Annotated in this window: 13 protein-coding genes; 3 read left to right on the plus strand and 10 right to left on the minus strand. The window is 61.2% G+C overall.

Features of this window, described 5'->3' with window-relative positions; genetic code table 11:
* Positions 1 to 196: 196 nt before the first annotated feature.
* A complete protein-coding gene (locus IEX16_RS08730; RefSeq protein ID WP_373288308.1) occupies positions 197 to 754 on the minus strand; it encodes a DUF1415 domain-containing protein in 558 nt (185 codons plus the stop codon).
* A gap of 131 nt (positions 755 to 885) precedes the next feature.
* Positions 886 to 2,547, minus strand: coding sequence for an energy-dependent translational throttle protein EttA (gene ettA / locus IEX16_RS08735; protein WP_188707965.1), 1,662 nt, complete (start codon positions 2,545 to 2,547; stop codon positions 886 to 888).
* A 287-nt stretch (positions 2,548 to 2,834) separates the two neighbouring features.
* On the opposite strand from ettA, the gene IEX16_RS08740 reads away from it, so the two are divergent.
* Both IEX16_RS08740 and IEX16_RS08745 read left to right on the plus strand, forming a co-directional pair.
* Positions 2,835 to 4,547, plus strand: coding sequence for a DEAD/DEAH box helicase (locus IEX16_RS08740; RefSeq protein ID WP_188707966.1), 1,713 nt, complete (start codon positions 2,835 to 2,837; stop codon positions 4,545 to 4,547).
* A gap of 61 nt (positions 4,548 to 4,608) precedes the next feature.
* Positions 4,609 to 5,121: a Rossmann-fold NAD(P)-binding domain-containing protein gene (locus tag IEX16_RS08745; protein ID WP_229676262.1), complete on the plus strand. Its 513-nt coding sequence runs from the start codon at positions 4,609 to 4,611 to the stop codon at positions 5,119 to 5,121.
* 74 nt (positions 5,122 to 5,195) lie between these two features.
* On the opposite strand, the gene IEX16_RS08750 is transcribed toward IEX16_RS08745, so the two are convergent.
* The 8 genes from IEX16_RS08750 to IEX16_RS08785 form a co-directional block, all read right to left on the minus strand.
* Positions 5,196 to 5,579 carry a cupin domain-containing protein gene (locus tag IEX16_RS08750; RefSeq protein ID WP_188707967.1) on the minus strand — a complete coding sequence of 128 codons (384 nt, stop codon included), beginning with the start codon at positions 5,577 to 5,579 and terminating at the stop codon, positions 5,196 to 5,198.
* Positions 5,580 to 5,623: 44 nt separating this feature from the next.
* Complete coding sequence (locus IEX16_RS08755) at positions 5,624 to 6,145, minus strand: gluconokinase (protein WP_188707968.1); 522 nt, start codon at positions 6,143 to 6,145, stop codon at positions 5,624 to 5,626.
* 43 nt (positions 6,146 to 6,188) lie between these two features.
* Positions 6,189 to 7,301, minus strand: a complete 1,113-nt coding sequence (locus IEX16_RS08760) for a mandelate racemase/muconate lactonizing enzyme family protein (protein WP_188707969.1) — start codon at positions 7,299 to 7,301, stop codon at positions 6,189 to 6,191.
* A 25-nt stretch (positions 7,302 to 7,326) separates the two neighbouring features.
* Complete coding sequence (locus IEX16_RS08765; RefSeq protein ID WP_188707970.1) at positions 7,327 to 8,538, minus strand: mandelate racemase/muconate lactonizing enzyme family protein; 1,212 nt, start codon at positions 8,536 to 8,538, stop codon at positions 7,327 to 7,329.
* Positions 8,539 to 8,621: 83 nt separating this feature from the next.
* Positions 8,622 to 9,626 carry a TRAP transporter substrate-binding protein gene (locus IEX16_RS08770; protein ID WP_188707971.1) on the minus strand — a complete coding sequence of 335 codons (1,005 nt, stop codon included), beginning with the start codon at positions 9,624 to 9,626 and terminating at the stop codon, positions 8,622 to 8,624.
* 43 nt (positions 9,627 to 9,669) lie between these two features.
* Positions 9,670 to 10,968, minus strand: coding sequence for a TRAP transporter large permease subunit (locus tag IEX16_RS08775; protein WP_188707972.1), 1,299 nt, complete (start codon positions 10,966 to 10,968; stop codon positions 9,670 to 9,672).
* Positions 10,965 to 11,522, minus strand: coding sequence for a TRAP transporter small permease (locus IEX16_RS08780; RefSeq protein ID WP_188707973.1), 558 nt, complete (start codon positions 11,520 to 11,522; stop codon positions 10,965 to 10,967). The genes IEX16_RS08775 and IEX16_RS08780 overlap by 4 nt, the downstream gene beginning before the upstream one ends.
* A 30-nt stretch (positions 11,523 to 11,552) precedes the next feature.
* Positions 11,553 to 12,296 (minus strand): FadR/GntR family transcriptional regulator, encoded by a 744-nt coding sequence (locus IEX16_RS08785; protein WP_188707974.1) that lies wholly within the window; start codon positions 12,294 to 12,296, stop codon positions 11,553 to 11,555.
* Positions 12,297 to 12,509: 213 nt separating this feature from the next.
* On the opposite strand from IEX16_RS08785, the gene IEX16_RS08790 reads away from it, so the two are divergent.
* The gene (locus IEX16_RS08790) at positions 12,510 to 14,252 is read left to right on the plus strand and encodes an IlvD/Edd family dehydratase (RefSeq protein WP_188707975.1); all 1,743 of its coding nucleotides are present in this window, start codon (positions 12,510 to 12,512) and stop codon (positions 14,250 to 14,252) included.
* The last annotated feature ends 12 nt before the right edge of the window (positions 14,253 to 14,264 follow it).

Below are 14,264 nucleotides of genomic sequence, written 5' to 3' on the forward strand. Positions count from 1 at the left end.
CTTACGATAAAACACCTGGTGCACGCGCGCTGTCAGACGGCGCCGCGAACTGCTAGAGCAGTGTTGCATGCTGCTGGAACAACTCAAAGCGATGGATTTTGGGTCAGGGCAAGGCGCAAACCACAGCCATAGCCTGGCCATGGCGCAAAAGACGCGGTTTTAGGTTCCAGATCGCGTGCAACACTGCGCTAGCACTTCAGCTTTTGGTATGCAGTGCCTGCCAGCCCGCCAGGCCCAATTGATTGAGCGTTTCAATATTGCGCTCGAAAATGCCCTCTGCATCCGGGTAGGCCTGCACCGCGCGTTCCACACTGTCCTCGCGCAGCAAATGCAGAATCGCAAACGGCGCGCGGTTGGTGTAGTTGCCAAGATCGTCGGTGTCGGTGCCTTCAAATTGGAAACACGGATGGAAGCTTGCCAGTTGCAGCACACCTTCGAGTTCATGCTCGTCCACCACGCTTTCGGCAATTTCCATGAAATCGTTGAAGTCCAGGAAGTCGTCGAACAGGGTCGGGTGGATCAGCAGCGTGGTGTCGATCTCTTCCGCCGGCGTCGCCACCAGCAAGTCGAGCTCACGGTCCAGTTCCTCCAGCAGGTCGTCCGCATGTCGCGCCTTGCTGACCACCAGCCGCACCTGGTTTTTGACATACACCGCCTTGGCGAACGGGCACAGGTTCAGCCCGATCACGGCTTTTTCGAGCCACTGCCGCGTTGCCGCAAGAACTTCAGCGTCGTTCAAGCGCACCTCTCCCATTCAAGCAGGGGCCGCGGAACCAGCTTTGCCGGGCCGCAGGCGCAGCGGCCCCTTTTCTCGTGCAAGGGGCAGGGAGCCGCCGCAGGCTCGAAGTGAGCGACCGTGGGGGCATCAGCATCAGCGTGGGGGCATCATTTCAACGCCTTGAAACGCATGCGCTTGGGCTTGGCGCCCTCTTCGCCCAGACGTTTTTTCTTGTCGGCTTCGTATTCCTGGTAATTGCCGTCAAAAAATGTCCACTGGCTGTCACCCTCGGCGGCGAGGATGTGCGTGGCGATGCGGTCCAGAAACCAGCGGTCATGGCTGATCACCATGATGGAACCGGCAAATTCCAGCAAGGCGTCTTCGAGCGAGCGCAGGGTTTCGACGTCGAGGTCGTTGGACGGCTCATCGAGCATCAGCACGTTGCCGCCAGCAATCAGGGTCTTGGCCAGGTGCAGACGGCCGCGCTCTCCGCCCGACAGGGTGCCGACGCGTTTTTGCTGGTCGGCACCGTTGAAGTTGAAGCGGCCGGCATAAGCACGGCTGGGCATGGTGAACTTTCCGACGGTCAACATGTCGAGCCCGCCGGAGATGTCCTCCCAGACAGTTTTTTCGTTGGCCAAATCATCGCGGTGCTGGTCCACAAAAGCCATGCGCGCGGTTTTGCCGATGACGACTTCACCGCTGTCCGGCTGCTCCTTGCCGGCGATCAGCTTGAACAGCGTGGACTTGCCGGCACCATTGGGGCCAATGATGCCGACGATCGCGCCGGCCGGGATTTTGAAGCTCAGGTTGTCGATCAGCAGGCGGTCGCCGAAGGACTTGCTGACGTTCTTGAACTCGATGACTTCATTGCCCAGGCGCTCGGCGACGGGGATGAAAATCTCCTGGGTTTCGTTGCGTTGCTGGTATTCGAAATCGGACAGCTCCTCGAAGCGGGCCAGTCGCGACTTGCTTTTTGCCTGACGCGCTTTCGGATTCTGACGCGACCATTCCAGCTCTTTCTTCAGGGCCTTGGCACGGGCTTCCTCGCCCTTTTGCTCCTGCGCCAGGCGTTCGCCCTTTTGCTCCAGCCAGGTGCTGTAGTTGCCTTTCCAGGGGATGCCACGGCCGCGGTCCAGCTCCAGAATCCACTCGGCGGCGTTGTCAAGGAAATAGCGGTCATGGGTGATGGCCACCACGGTGCCGGGGTAACGCTGCAGAAACTGTTCAAGCCAGTCCACCGATTCGGCGTCCAGGTGATTGGTCGGCTCGTCGAGCAGCAGCATGTCGGGCTTGGACAGCAACAGGCTGCACAACGCGACGCGGCGTTTTTCACCGCCCGACAAGACACCAATCACAGCGTCCCAGGGTGGCAGGCGCAGCGCATCGGCAGCGATCTCGAGCTGGTGCTCGGAATCGGACCCGGAGGTCGCAATGATGGCTTCCAGGCGCGCCTGCTCGGCGGCCAGCGCGTCGAAATCGGCGTCAGGCTCGGCATAGGCGGTGTACACCGCCTCGAGTTGTGCCTTGGCAGCGAACACCGCGCCCATGCCGGCTTCGACACTTTCGCGCACGGTGTGCGTGGGGTCGAGCTTGGGCTCCTGCGGCAAATAGCCGATATTCAGGTTCGGCATCGGGGTGGCTTCACCTTCGATTTCCTTGTCGAGGCCGGCCATGATCTTGAGCAAGGTGGACTTGCCCGAACCGTTGGTGCCCAGTACGCCGATCTTGGCACCGGGGAAAAAACTCAGCGACACGTCCTTGAGGATCTGGCGCTTGGGCGGCACGATTTTGCCGACCTTGTTCATGGTAAAGACGTACTGGGCCATCAGGATTCAACTTCTTAAAAGAGGGAAAACAAAAAGGAGGCGTGAGCGCAAAAACCAACCCGTGATTTTCGGTGATTTTTTGCGGCAATTCTCCAATTATCGTTCCGTGCGACAATACTTGGGTTGCTGGCTCCAGTTACCTGCAACATTCGGGCACACCTCAGTGACAGTTTCGGCAACGAGGCGCGGTGTTTTGGCCCAACCTCCTGACCCCAATCTGCCTTTAACTGGCGGGACGCCCACAAGCTCCCACAGGCCGATCCTGAGCACTCCAGCAGTGCAAAAAAATGACCTTTGAAAATCTGAATCTGGCTCCGGCCATTCTTAAAGCCGTGCTTGAGCAGGGCTATGACACCCCCACCCCGATCCAGGCCCAGGCGATTCCCGCCGTGCTTGCAGGTGTGGACCTGCTGGGCGGCGCCCAGACCGGCACCGGCAAAACCGCAGCCTTTGTGCTGCCCATGCTGCAGCGCCTGTCGAGCGAGCCCTCCCTGAAAAACAAGCGCGGCGTCAACGCCGTGCGCTGCCTGATCATGACCCCGACGCGCGAACTCGCCGCTCAGGTCGAGGAAAGCGTGCGCGTTTACGGCAAATACCTGGAGCTCAGCTCCATGGTCATGTTCGGCGGTGTCGGCATGGGCGCGCAAATCGAAAAACTCCGCCGCGGCGTCGACATCCTGGTGGCCACCCCCGGCCGCTTGCTGGACCACGCGAGCCAGGGCACGCTGGACTTGGGCCAGGTGCAGATCCTGGTGCTCGACGAAGCCGACCGCATGCTAGACATGGGTTTCATCCATGACATCAAAAAAGTGCTGGCGCTGGTGCCCAAACAGAAGCAGTCGCTGCTGTTCAGCGCGACCTTCAGCGACGAGATTCGCGAGCTGGCCAACGGGCTGTTGAAAAACCCGCAAAGCATCCAGGTGACACCTCGCAACACCACCGTGCAGCGCATCACCCAGACCATTCACCCGGTTGGCCGCGGCAAGAAAAAAGCGCTGCTCACGCACATCATCAATGAGCACAACTGGAGCCAGGTGCTGGTGTTCACTCGCACCAAGTTCGGCGCCAACAATGTAGCCGAACACCTGACGAAAAACGGCATCCCCGCGATGGCGCTGCACGGCAACAAGAGCCAGACCGCCCGCACCCAGGCGCTGGCCGACTTCAAGAGCGGCAGCATACGCGCCCTGGTGGCCACCGATATTGCCGCACGCGGCATCGACATTGATGAGTTGCCACACGTCGTCAACTACGAAATCCCCAACGTCAGCGAAGACTATGTGCACCGCATCGGCCGCACCGGCCGCGCCGGCAACAGCGGTGAGGCGGTGAGCCTGGTCTGCCTGGATGAAGAAGGTTTCATGCAGGACATCGAGCGCTTCACCAAACAGAACATCGAAAAAGTCACCGTGCCCGGTTTTGAAGCGGAGCCCGGCGAAAAAGCCGAGCCGCTGGCCATGGGCCGCCAGACCATCTGGGGCGGTATTGGCAAGCCGCCGAGCCGTGACGTGATGCAGGCCGCCGCCAAGGCTGCCCGCAGCGAAATGATGACGCGCATTCGCGAGACCAAGCCGCAAGGTGGCCGTGGCGCCGGCAATGCAGGTGGTGGCAACGGCGGCGGCAATGGCGGCGGCCGTGGTCGCAATGGTGGTGGTGGCAATGGTGGCCGCAGCCAGCCGCAAGGTGTTCAAGGCGGCCAGCCTCGCCAGAATTCGGGCTATTCCCAAGGCAACCAGCAGGCGCGTAACCCCAACGCCCAGCCACCGCGTCAGCACAATCAGGAGCGCGATGATGATGCCCAACCCGCCAGCCACGTCTCTTCCGGCTTCCCCTCTTCCGGCCAGCCCACAGGCGGCAACCGCGGCAACTACCGTGGCGGCGGACGCCCTGCAGGCGGTGGCGGTGGCGGTGGCGGTGGCGGCGGACGCTCGGGTGGCGCTGGTGGCCGGGGCAACGGGTCTGGTCGGTCGGGAAATTCTGGCTCGTTTACTGGCCGATAAAGGTTATTCGGCGGTTCACTGTGTAGGCCGTCGACAACCTGGGATAACGCATCCCAAACTGGTGAGCCACCTTGCGGAAGACTTCGCCACATTCCAGGCCCCCGCAGCGAACGAGGTGTTCATCGCCCTGGGTACCACCATCAAGGTCGCGGGTAGCCAGCAGGCTTTCCGCGCTGTCGATTTCGATGCGGTACTGGCTGTGGCCCGTTCGGCGCGCGCAGCCGGGGCACGCAGGCTGGGCATCGTCAGCGCCATGGGTGCCGACGCCAAATCCAGTGTCTTTTACAACCGCGTCAAAGGCGAGATGGAATCTGCCGTCAGCCGGTTGGGCTATGACAGCGTGGTGCTCGCCCGGCCCTCACTGCTGAGCGGCGACCGCAGCATCCTGGGGCAAGCCAGGCGCTCTGCCGAAAAATTTGCGGCAACGACGATGCGGCTGCTCAGGCCCGTGACACCCGCCAACTACCGCGCCATTGCCGCTGCGGATGTGGCCGCTGCGCTGGTGCGCACCCTGCAGAACACACCCTCGGGCCAGAGGGTTCTGCTTTCGGGTGAGATGCAGCCTCGTGGATAACTTCAAGCGTTTTTGGCCTCCAAGCCATATTCAGCTTGCGCAAGCAGCTATAGATTCAATAGCAAATCAGCCTGTCAGCCCTGCAGAAACAGCGTGACCAGCGGCTCCGGCCCAACCTGGCGGCTCCAGTGGCCGTGCACGGAAGCATCAAAAATGGCACCTGCCGGAAGCAGGTCGGCGGAATAAAAATGTTCGCCCGGCTTGAACACCCGCGACTCGCCGCCCTGCAAGCCGATTTCCATCTGCCCACCCAGAATGAACACCCATTGCGGCGTCGGTGTGCAGTGGAACTGGCTGCGAAAACCCACCGGGCTGTGGCGCAACTGGTAACCCGAGGACGGCGCCAGCGGGGACAGCAAGGCCTGCGGGGTGCCTTCGTTCAGCGCGACAGGTTCCTCGCGGAATTTGGCGCGCCCATCGGTATCGGTGTAGAGGATGACTTTGGTGAAATCGGTCATGGGCAATCCGGAAATGGGAAAACTGGAAAAACTTGGGAAGAAGCTCAAGAAGCCGTGCTGCGCATTTCAGGCAGGCCAGCCAGCACGGCAGCCACGATGTCTTCAAGCCGATCCGCCACATCAAAACTTTGCACATTTTCCCCCAAGCCCGGCACCTCCAGCGTGGCAAGCTGGCTGGCCAGCAGGGACAGCGGCATGTAATGGCCGGTCCGCGCCGCCATGCGTACCGCCAGCAGTTCGTACTCACCGTGCAGGTAGACAAAATGCAAACCGGGCGCGCCGCTGCGCAGTATGTCGCGGTAAGAGCGCTTGAGCGCCGAACACGACAGCACCAGGCCCCGCGCGGCGGCCTGCGCCTGCCGCAGGCGTTCGGCCAACGCCTGCAACCAGCCCTCACGGTCTTCATCGCTCAAGGCCACACCGGCGGCCATGCGCGCCACGTTGCTTTCAGGGTGCAGCACATCGCCTTCCAGAAAAGGCAACTTCAGTGCTTCGGCCAGTAGCGCGCCCACCGTGCTTTTGCCGCAGCCGCTGACCCCCATGACCACAAAAATGTCGGAATTCATCACCGCCTATTTTGCCTCCGCGTGAACACAGGCCTGATCTTGCTCAGGCGGTCGCCTGCCGGAACTGCGTCCAGGCGGCGGCCGTCGGCGTTGTGCCGGCTCCAGGCAACTCGGGGCGCCGAAAATAACCGTCCACCACCTCGGCCGGGTCGGTGAAACAGTCCTTGATCCACGGGATGAACTCGAGCACCTCGCAGGCCGGGTGTGCATACGACAGGTGGACATGCACCTGACTCATGTCGCCTGCGTGCGGTGCCACTGGCAGGCGGAAAGCCTGCGCGGTTTCGCAGACACGCAACACTTCAGTCAGACCGGCCATGCGCGTCACATCGGGTTGAACCCAGTGAATGGCCTGCTGCGCGAAAAACTCCGCAAAAGCATCGACCGTGTAAAGCTGCTCTCCGAGCGCAACCGGTATGGATGTAGCGCGCGCCAGTTGCGAATGGCCTTTCACATCGTCGTACCACAGCGGCTCTTCAAACCAGTACACGTCCGCATCCTGCGCCGCGCGGCAAAAGCGCTGGCAGGTCGGCAGGTCCCACTTGCCGTTGCCATCAATGGCCAGCGTCACGTCCGGGCCAATGGCCCGCCGCACCGCAGCCAGGCGCCGCAGGTCGCGTTCGACGGTGGAGCCGACCTTGATCTTGATGCCGGTAAAGCCTTGGGCGACGGCGGCTTGCGCGCCCGCTACCAATTTGTTGTCGTCGATACTGAGCCAGCCGACGTCTGTGTTGTAGGCCCTCACCTTGTCACGCACCTGGCCGCCCAGGAGTTTCCACAAGGGTTGTTGCGCAGCTTTTGCTTTTATGTCCCACAGCGCCAGATCAATCGCGGCATGCGACAGCGTGGTAATTCCAGCGCGCCCCACCCACTGCAGCGCCGGGTTGCGCGCCAGCTTTTTCCACAGGCGGTTGATGTCACTGACGTCTTCACCGATCAGCAGGGGCGCATGGCAGGTTTCGATACAGCGCGTGATCAGCTGATCACTGGGCAGATGCGCATGGGTGCCGGTAAAACCGTAACCGGTCAGCCCGTCGTCGGTATCAATTTGTGCGCCCACCACGCCCCAGTGCGTGATGCTGTGGGTGCTGTCGGCGATCTGCGAGCCAGTGACCGGAACATGCAGGATGAACGGACGAACGGACGTAATTTTCATAAAGTCTCCGGTGTTGTGTTCGGCATCAGGTGGGCAGACAGCTACGCAGCGTGGCGTCGGCGCGCAGGTGCAGGTCGGGCAGCAGCTCCAGGCCGAGGCCGGGCTTGTCATTGAGGCTCAGCATGCCTTTGGTAACGGTCGGCAGCTCGGTCACCAGCTCCTTGTACCAGCCGGTGTAGAAGGCGCGCACGCTTTCCTGGATCAGCGCATTGGGCGCGTGCATCGACAGGTGGCTGGAGGCGGCCCAGACCACTGGGCCGGTGCAGTCGTGCGGCGCCACCGGCAGTTGCCAGGCGTCGGCCATGGCGGCAATCTTGCGCGCTTCGGTCAGGCCGCCGCACCAGCTCAGGTCCAGCATCGCGACACCGGCCACACCGGTCTGCAGGTAGTCCTTGAAACCCCACTTGTAGCTCAGCGTCTCGCTGGCGCAAATCAGCGCGTCGCAGTCTTTCGAATACTGTTTGAGCAGGTCCAACGAATCCATGCGGATCGCGTCTTCATGCCAGAAGGTGTTGAAGGGTTTGAGCGCGCGCGCGATCTTCTGCGCCATCGGCAGCCGCCACAGGCTGTGGAACTCGACCATGATGTCCATCTGTTCACCCACAGCGCTGCGAATCTTGCGGAACGGTTCCAGCGCCAGTTCCAGATCACCATGGCTGATGTACTGGCCGTCGCTTTTTTCAGCGGCCGGATCGAATGGCCAGATCTTCATCGCCGTGATGCCTTCGGACAGCAGCGATTGCGCCAGTTCATCGGCGTGGTGCAGAAAACCTTCGAGGTCTTCATAAGGCCCGGCATTGGCTTTCTTGGCGTCGCCTATGCCCCAGTTGGCGGTATTCTGGTTGACGGTGCTGCGCACGTACTGGTAACCGGCGCAGGTGTTGTAGATGCGTATGCTGTCGCGGCTCTTGCCGCCCAGCGCGGTGTACAGCGGCATGTTGGCCGCCTTGCCAAAAATATCCCACAGCGCGATGTCGATGGCGGAGTTGCCACGCGTCTCGACGCCGGAGCCGCGCCAGCCCAAATAACCGGTGATGTCCTTGTTGCGCGCTTCGATGGCCAGCGGGTCCTTGCCCAACAGTTTGGGTCCGGCCCACTCGTGGAGGTAGGCTTCCACCGCCTGCGCGCCCATGAAGGTTTCGCCGAGTCCGACCAGACCTTCATCGGTGTAGATGCGGACCCAGATGATGTTGGGAAACTCGCCGAGTCTCAGGGTTTCAACTTTGGTGATTTTCAAGTAATGGCTCCGAAAAAAAAAGCCGCAAGAGTGAACCCTTGCGGCCTTGGACGATTCCAGGCTATAGCGCTCTGTTTAGCCGTTTAACCGCCGCGCGCCTTCTTCAGGGCGTCCATCACCAGCTTGACCGGCTCGGCACCAATCGTTGGCACGTTTTTGTCGTAGACCGGCTTGACCTTGTCAAACATGCGTTTCTGCTCGGCTGCGCTGACTTCATTGACCTGCATGCCTTTGGCTTTCAGGCTGGTCAGTGATTTTTCATTCAGGCTGCGGTTGGCTGCGCGCTGGACTTTTTGGCCTTCCATGGCGGCTTCACGCAACACGGCCTGCTCCTGCGGGTTAAGTTGGTCCCAGAGTTTCTTGCTGTACAGCACCAGGAAAGGTGTGTAGGCATGGCGCGTCACGCTGAGATACTTCTGCACTTCATTGAACTTCGAGGTCTCGATGGTCACAAACGGATTTTCCTGGCCGTCGATGGTCTTGGTTTCCAGCGCGGTGAAGACCTCGCCGAAAGCCATGGGCACGGCGTTGGTGCCCAGGGTCTTGAAGGTGTCCAGGAAAATGTTGTTCTGCATCACGCGGACCTTGACGCCGTCAAAGTCTTCGGCCTTTGCCACCGGACGCTTGCTGTTGGTCAGGTTGCGGAAACCGTTTTCCCAGTAGGCCAGGTTGATGAGGCCGGCTTCTTCCAGCTTCTTGTTGAAGTAGGCGCCGGCCGGTCCGTCGAGCACGGCATCAGCTTCTTTTTCATTGGCAAACAGGAAAGGCAGGTCGAAAGCGCCGAGTTCCTTGACGATGCCAACCAGAGGCGAGGAAGAAGTGCAGACCATCTCCTGGGTGCCGGCGCGCAGCGCCTGCGTGGCCGGCAGGTCACCGCCCGCAGCGCCGCCCCAGAAGGCATTGATCTTCATCTTGCCGCCGGTCTTGGCGGCCAGCACTTCCTGCATCTTCTTGACGCCGACACCGACCGGGTGGTCTTCATTCACGCCATTGGTGAACTTGATGGTGCGATCCGCAAACTGCGCGAACGACGAGGTAGCGACGAGTAAGGCGGCGGCCGCCAAGGCGAGGGTTCTGCGTTTGAACATGGTTGTCTCCTTTATATAAACGACAGGGTTGGGAAAAAAGTGGTTACCGCATCCACCACTTGAGTGGCTCGGTAACGATCTCGGGGAAAAGCACCAGCAGGAAAAGCACGGCCAGTTGCGCTATCAGGAAAGGCAGCACGCCTTTGAAGGCGTCGTCCATGCTGATCTTGGCAACGCCGCAGACCACATTGAGAACGGTGCCCACCGGCGGCGTGATCAGGCCGATGGCGTTGTTCATGATGAACATCACGCCGAAATAGACCGGGTCGATGCCGGCCTTGAGCACCACAGGCATCAGCACCGGCGTCAGGATCAACACCGTCGGTGTGAAGTCCAGCGCGGTGCCGACAATCACGATCAGCACCATCATGACAAACATCAACAGCATCTTGTTGCCCATGAAAGGCGCCATCATGGCGGCCACTTCCGTGGGAATGTTGGCCACGGTGATCAGCCACGCGCTGACCATGGCGGCCGCGACCAGGAACATCACCACGGCCGTCGTCTTGCCCGCCGACAGGATCAGGCCATAAAGTTCCGACCATTTGAGCTCGCGGTAGATAAACATGCCGACCACAAAGCTGTAGACCGCGGCCACCACGGCGGCTTCCGTCGGCGTGAAGATGCCGAACTTCATGCCCCCGATGATCACGATGGGCAAGGCCAGCGCAAAGCCGCCCTGGGCCGTGAGGTGCAAACGCTCCGGCATCGAGAGTTTGGGCGCTGACGGGACGTTTTCCTTTCTGGCGACCCACCACCAGGTCAGGCCAATCGCCACGCCCATCAGCAGGCCCGGAACAATGCCCGCCAGAAACAGCTTGGTGATAGACACGTTGCCGGCCACGCCGAAGATGATCAGGCCAATCGACGGCGGAATCACCGGTGCAATGATGCCGCCTGACGCCACCAGGCCAGCCGCGCGCCCGACGTTGTAGCCGGCGGCCCGCATCATCGGGATCAGCAGCGCAGCCAGCGCGGCGGTATCGGCAATCGCCGATCCGGACAGCGAGGCCATGATGACGGCGGCAATCACCGTGACGTAACCCAGGCCGCCGCGAAAATGCCCAACCCATGCCATCGCCAGATTCACAATGCGGCGGCTCAGACCACCGGCATTCATGAACTCGCCGGCCAGCAGAAAAAAGGGCACGGCCAGCAGCGGGAAGTTGTCAGCGCCATCGACAAAACGCTGGGCCAGGATCTGGCTGTCGAAAGTCACCAGGCCGCTGGTGGCCGCGAGGAAAGCCATCAGCGTGACGCCGCAGACCAGCAGCGCATAGGCGATCGGCATGCCGATGGCCATGGCCGCCAGCAGGCTCAGGATGAAAACGCTAACAGTCATGCCTTGCTTCCCTGCATTTGTTTTTCCACATCGGCCAGGCCTTCGGTTTCTATCACCTGAACCAGTTCTTCCTCACTGATGCGCCCGGTGACAAGCCGGAAGAGCACATTGAGGTTGATGATGGCCATCACCACGCTGACGATGTAGCCAATACCGTAGATCCAGATCATGGAAATACCGACGACCGGCGACACATTGCTGACCTGCAACTCATGCATCTTGAAGGTGCCCATGAAAAACAGCACATTGCAAAACAGCATCAAGGCCTCGCTTAGAAACAGGCAGACTTTTTTGCCGAGGATGGGCAGGTGCTTGATCAGGGTGTCCACGCCCAGGTGCCCGCCTTCGTACATGGCCAGCATGGCACCGATGTAGGTCAGCCAGATGAAGAAGTAGCGCGACATCTCGTCTGATACCGAGATGCCGGAGTTGAAGGCATAACGCAGCACCACGTTGCCAAAAACCATGACCACCATGGCGACCATGCAAACCACCACCAGCAACTCCAGCAGCTTGTAGAACCAGTAAATCGATGTATCGACCGCTTTTTGCACGTTTGCGTCTCCTCTTGTCCTGCGTCTTGTTCAGGCGGCCTTGAGCTGCCGCGCCGGGCTGCTCAGCACGGGAAGGCGACGGCGCGAGGCCAGCACTTCCTCGATGTCTTCCTTGGCGCCATCGATCAGCACACGAATGGCGATTTCCGCTTCGTCGGGCTGGTGTGCAATCACTGCGTCGAGCACCGCGCGGTGCAGTGGCAACGAATGCACCGGGCCATCCTTGCGCCGCGTGGAAATTTCAAAACTGGTGCGCAGCAGCGCGCCCAGCGCCTTGCTCATCTGCACCAGCATGCGGTTGCGGCTGGCACGCAACAAGCCCTGGTGAAAACGCAGGTCATGCGTCACGTAGTCACCGCCATGCTCGACCGCGTGTTTCATGCCGGCGTAGGCGGCCTCGACCTCGGCGATGTCCTGAGCCGTAGCGCGTTCCGCCGCCAGCCGCATCGCGGCGGGCTCGACGACGCGGCGCAAGTCCTGCAAGTCGCGCAGAAACTCAGGTGTCAGGCCAGCCTTGGATTGCCAGATGATGACGTCGGGATCGAACCAGTTCCAGTGGTCCTCGGACAAAACTCGCGTGCCGACCTTGGGGCCGGTGGTGATCAGGCCCTTGGCGATCAGCGACTTCACGGCTTCGCGCACCACCGTGCGGCTGACGCCGAGTTCCTGGCACAGCACCGGCTCGGGCGGGATCGATGCGCCCACGCCATAACGTCCCGCGACGATGGCTTCGCCGAGGTGGTCAACCGTATTGCCGTGGACGTTCTTGATCAAAAACACACCTGTAAATTCATTTTTCGGGCGAATTGCGTCGTTGCGCGGTGCTCGCCATCCTCATGTACCTGGGTACATTCCGGCGGCTACGCTCCGTGCGCCTGGCACTTCATCCCGAAATTCTGAATTTCTCGAAGTGCTTTGCTGGTTATTACTAGGATTCGCGGCGCAATGGTATGACGATAATACGTTTATCAATTAAGGATTTTCCCTATGACCGACCCCAAGACGCCGAAAAAGAAGCCCTCAGAACTGCGCAGCCAGCAATGGTTTGGCAGGCAAGACCGTGACGGTTTTGCCTACCGCAGCTGGGTCAAGGGCAAGGGCGTGCCGCATGACCAGTTTGACGGCCGGCCGGTCATCGGCATCTGCAACACCTTCAGCGAACTGACCCCCTGCAACTCGCATTTCCGCATCCTGGCCGAGCAGGTCAAGATCGGCGTTTACGAAGCCGGCGGCTTCCCGCTTGAGTTTCCGGTGATGTCGCTGGGCGAGACATTGTTACGCCCGACCGCCATGCTGTACCGCAACCTGGCCAGCATGGACGTGGAAGAAAGCATTCGCGGCAACCCGATTGACGGCGTGGTGCTGTTGATGGGCTGCGACAAGACCACGCCTGCGCTGGTGATGGGCGCTTCCAGCGTGGATTTGCCCACCGTGGGCGTCAGCGGTGGCCCCATGCTCAGTGGCAAATGGCGTGGCCAGGAACTGGGTTCGGGCACCGGGGTCTGGAGCATGAGCGAGCAGGTACGCGCTGGCACGCTCAAGCTTGCGGATTTTTTTGAGGCCGAAAGCTGCATGCACCGCAGCCACGGCCACTGCATGACCATGGGTACGGCAAGCACCATGGCCTGCATGGTCGAGGCGCTGGGCATCGGCCTGCCGGGCAATGCGGCCTACCCCGCCGTAGACGGCCGGCGCAATGTGCTGGCGCGCATGGCGGGCCGGCGCGCGGTCGAGATGGTGCATGAAGACCTGCTACTCTCGAAAATCCTCACGCGTGAAGCCTTTGAAAATGCCATCAAGACCCTGGCGGCGATTGGCGGCTCGACCAACGCGGTGATTCACCTGATTGCGATGGCCGGACGCATCGGCGTCAAACTCACGGTGGACGACTTCGACCGTCTTGCCAGCGAGTTGCCTTGCCTGGTCAACCTGCAGCCCTCGGGCAAATTCCTGATGGAGGACTTCTGTTACGCCGGCGGCCTGCCGGTGGTCATGAAAGAAATCGCGCAGCATTTGCACCTGGACGCCATCACAGCCAACGGACAGACCATAGGCGCCAACATTGCTGACGCGCAGAACTACAACACAGAGGTGATCCAGCCGCTGGCCACGCCCTTCAAGGACAGGGCCGGCATCGCGGTCTTGCGCGGCAACCTGTCACCGCGCGGCGCAGTGATCAAGCCCAGCGCCGCCACGCCCGCGCTCATGGTGCATACCGGCCGCGCCGTGGTATTTGAAAACATCGAGGACTTCCACGCGCGCATCGACGACGACGGCCTGGACATCGACGAAACCTGCGTCATGGTGCTGAAGAATTGCGGTCCCAAAGGTTACCCCGGCATGGCCGAGGTTGGCAACATGCCCCTGCCACCGAAGGTGCTCAAAAAAGGCATCACCGATATGGTGCGTATCAGCGACGCGCGCATGAGCGGCACGGCGTACGGCACCGTGGTGCTGCACACCGCGCCCGAAGCGGCGGCCGGCGGGCCGCTCGCCGTCGTCCAGAATGGCGACATGATCGAACTCAACGTGCCCGAGCGCCGCCTCCAATTGCTGATCAGCGACGAGGAGCTGGCGCGCCGCCTGAGCTTGTGGACGGCGCCGCCGCCACCGCTGTCCTCGGGGTACTGGAAGCTCTACGTGGACCATGTGCTGCAGGCTGACCAGGGCGTGGACCTAGACTTTCTGGTCGGCAAACGCGGCGCGTTTGTGCCCCGGGACAACCATTGAGCCTTGCCGCAC

Origin of the sequence: Polaromonas eurypsychrophila (assembly GCF_014641715.1) — a bacterium.
In the GTDB taxonomy this organism is placed as follows: Bacteria; Pseudomonadota; Gammaproteobacteria; order Burkholderiales; family Burkholderiaceae_C; genus Polaromonas; species Polaromonas eurypsychrophila.

Excerpts from the sequence above, each read along its gene's own strand:
- IEX16_RS08790 (WP_188707975.1), top strand. The coding sequence starts at position 12,510 with ATGACCGACCCCAAGACGCCGAAAAAGAAGCCCTCAGAACTGCGCAGC.
- IEX16_RS08730 (WP_373288308.1), bottom strand. The coding sequence starts at position 754 with ATGGGAGAGGTGCGCTTGAACGACGCTGAAGTTCTTGCGGCAACGCGG.
- IEX16_RS08760 (WP_188707969.1), bottom strand. The coding sequence starts at position 7,301 with ATGAAAATTACGTCCGTTCGTCCGTTCATCCTGCATGTTCCGGTCACT.
- IEX16_RS08775 (WP_188707972.1), bottom strand. The coding sequence starts at position 10,968 with ATGACTGTTAGCGTTTTCATCCTGAGCCTGCTGGCGGCCATGGCCATC.
- IEX16_RS08755 (WP_188707968.1), bottom strand. The coding sequence starts at position 6,145 with ATGAATTCCGACATTTTTGTGGTCATGGGGGTCAGCGGCTGCGGCAAA.
- IEX16_RS08770 (WP_188707971.1), bottom strand. The coding sequence starts at position 9,626 with ATGTTCAAACGCAGAACCCTCGCCTTGGCGGCCGCCGCCTTACTCGTC.
- IEX16_RS08740 (WP_188707966.1), top strand. The coding sequence starts at position 2,835 with ATGACCTTTGAAAATCTGAATCTGGCTCCGGCCATTCTTAAAGCCGTG.
- ettA (WP_188707965.1), bottom strand. The coding sequence starts at position 2,547 with ATGGCCCAGTACGTCTTTACCATGAACAAGGTCGGCAAAATCGTGCCG.
- IEX16_RS08750 (WP_188707967.1), bottom strand. The coding sequence starts at position 5,579 with ATGACCGATTTCACCAAAGTCATCCTCTACACCGATACCGATGGGCGC.